This window comes from Burkholderia sp. Ac-20349, assembly GCF_017104865.1.
Taxonomy (GTDB): Bacteria; Pseudomonadota; Gammaproteobacteria; order Burkholderiales; family Burkholderiaceae; genus Burkholderia; species Burkholderia aenigmatica.
The window spans coordinates 1-1,750 of record NZ_JAAGPM010000322.1 but is presented as its reverse complement, the minus strand read 5'-3'; the positions used below and the strand labels follow the sequence as shown (position 1 = coordinate 1,750).

The window sequence follows — 1,750 nt, the reverse complement described above, 5'->3', positions numbered from 1 at the left end:
CGCGGCGGCAGCCGAGGCGTCGGAAGCCGTTGCGGCGGGCGCGGACGCAGCCGCGGCGGATGCCGCGTCGTCGGCGAGCGCGGAGCCGACGCCGGCCGCGATCAGCGAGCCGGCCATCAGCAGGGACATCAGAAGTTTGCGCATCTTGGGTTTCCTCTTGTCGCTTGTCTTGTCTGTTCTGTTACAGCGCGTCTGCGCCGGTCTCCCCGGTGCGAATCCGGATCACCTGTTCGATCGCCGTGACGAAGATCTTGCCGTCGCCGATCTTGCCGGTGCGCGCGGCCCGCTCGATCGCCTCGACCGCCTGGTCGACGAGATCGTCGGACACGGCGGCCTCGATCTTCATCTTCGGCAGGAAATCGACCACGTATTCGGCGCCGCGGTACAGCTCGGTATGCCCCTTCTGGCGCCCGAACCCTTTCACCTCCGTCACCGTGATGCCCGAGACGCCGAGGGCCGACAGCGCCTCGCGCGTCTCATCGAGCTTGAACGGCTTGATGATTGCGGTAATGAGTTTCATGAAGTCCTCTCGCTGGGTTGTCCCGTCGAATTGGTTGGAATGTTGTAACGGACTCTTCTCAGCAACTCGCATGCCATGTTGGCCCGAGCACCGTTTCAAAGGGCTTCATCAAGGGGTCGCATCCCGTGATGTAAGGTGCGGAAGCCCGGCCGAATGGCCAACATGGCCCGGTTTGCTGGCGCGGCGAAAGGATCGTTGCTAGAGTGCACGCACGTCCCGGATCACCGGGGCATTCACCCATGCGGGCGCCATGCCCGGAATTCGCGCTCCGGGCGCACCATTTCCGGTCATGCGTGCATCATGGGCACGTACGCAACTGAAGATGCACATTTTTTGTGCAAGGAAGGGGAATCACATGAAGCAACCCAGCGACGTTTTCAACGATCTGCAGTCGCGCGTCAGCGATCTGCTGAAAAACTCGCCGGCCAAGGACGTCGAGCGCAACGTGAAGGCCATGCTGTCGCAAGGCTTCTCGAAACTCGATCTCGTCACGCGCGAGGAATTCGACACGCAGGCCCAGGTGCTCGCCCGCACCCGCGTGCGCCTCGAGGAACTCGAGAAACGCGTCGCGGAACTCGAGCAGAAGCTCGCCGCGCCGCAAGCCTGACGCCCCACCCGGCCGCAAGGTCCGGGCGCGGGCCGCCTCGTGCGGCCCGCGCCCGCCGCCTCCGAAGTAATGAAGTACTGAGATCGTCCCCGCTCTTCGTCGTCCGTCGTTCTCCGCAGTACCCCCGCTCTTCGTTGTTCCTCGCTCTTCGCCGTCCCTCGCTCTTCGCCGTCCCTCGCTCTTCGCCGTCCCTCGCTCTTCGCAGCCCCCCGCTCTTCGCTGTCCGTCGTTCCGCAGTCCCTCGTTCTTTCCCCGCGCCACGCCGGCAAGCGCGCACCGACTCTCCCATTCCCGCGGCATGCGGCCCCGAACGGCCGTCGCCCGTCCGTCTTGTTTACAGGAGCCTCGCCATGTCGCTCGCCGTGGTGCGCAGTCGCGCGCCCGCCTCCGGCCGCGCGCCGGACGTCACCGTCGAAGTCCATCTCGCCAACGGGTTGCCTTCGTTCTCGATCGTCGGCCTGCCCGATCTCGAAGTCCGCGAAAGCCGCGAGCGCGTCCGCAGTCGGACGCGAACCTGAAGACGATCCGGCGGCTGCAGAATTCCGCGTTGTCGCTCGAAGCGCTCGTCAAGGACCTGACCGACTACATCAAGCTGCGCTCGACGAAGCGCCTCGCCGAACGGG

The 1,750-nt window shown here is 65.3% G+C and carries 2 protein-coding genes and 1 pseudogene; 2 read left to right on the top strand and 1 reads right to left on the bottom strand.

All coding sequences use genetic code 11. The features are described 5' to 3' along the window. Window positions 1–181 precede the first annotated feature (181 nt). Window positions 182–520 carry a P-II family nitrogen regulator gene (locus tag G3N61_RS38950; protein ID WP_027789049.1) on the bottom strand — a complete coding sequence of 113 codons (339 nt, stop codon included), beginning with the start codon at window positions 518–520 and terminating at the stop codon, window positions 182–184. Between the two features lie 355 nt (window positions 521–875). On the opposite strand from G3N61_RS38950, the gene G3N61_RS38945 reads away from it, so the two are divergent. Both G3N61_RS38945 and G3N61_RS38940 read left to right on the top strand, forming a co-directional pair. After that, complete coding sequence (locus G3N61_RS38945) at window positions 876–1,127, top strand: accessory factor UbiK family protein (RefSeq protein ID WP_006489451.1); 252 nt, start codon at window positions 876–878, stop codon at window positions 1,125–1,127. Between the two features lie 350 nt (window positions 1,128–1,477). Next, window positions 1,478–1,630, top strand: a pseudogene (locus G3N61_RS38940) (magnesium chelatase domain-containing protein); the annotation flags it as partial. Window positions 1,631–1,750: the final 120 nt, after the last annotated feature.

What these genes read in the sequence shown, in the direction of transcription:
- G3N61_RS38950 (WP_027789049.1), bottom strand. Translation starts at nt 520, where the DNA reads ATGAAACTCATTACCGCAATCATCAAGCCGTTCAAGCTCGATGAGACG.
- G3N61_RS38945 (WP_006489451.1), top strand. Translation starts at nt 876, where the DNA reads ATGAAGCAACCCAGCGACGTTTTCAACGATCTGCAGTCGCGCGTCAGC.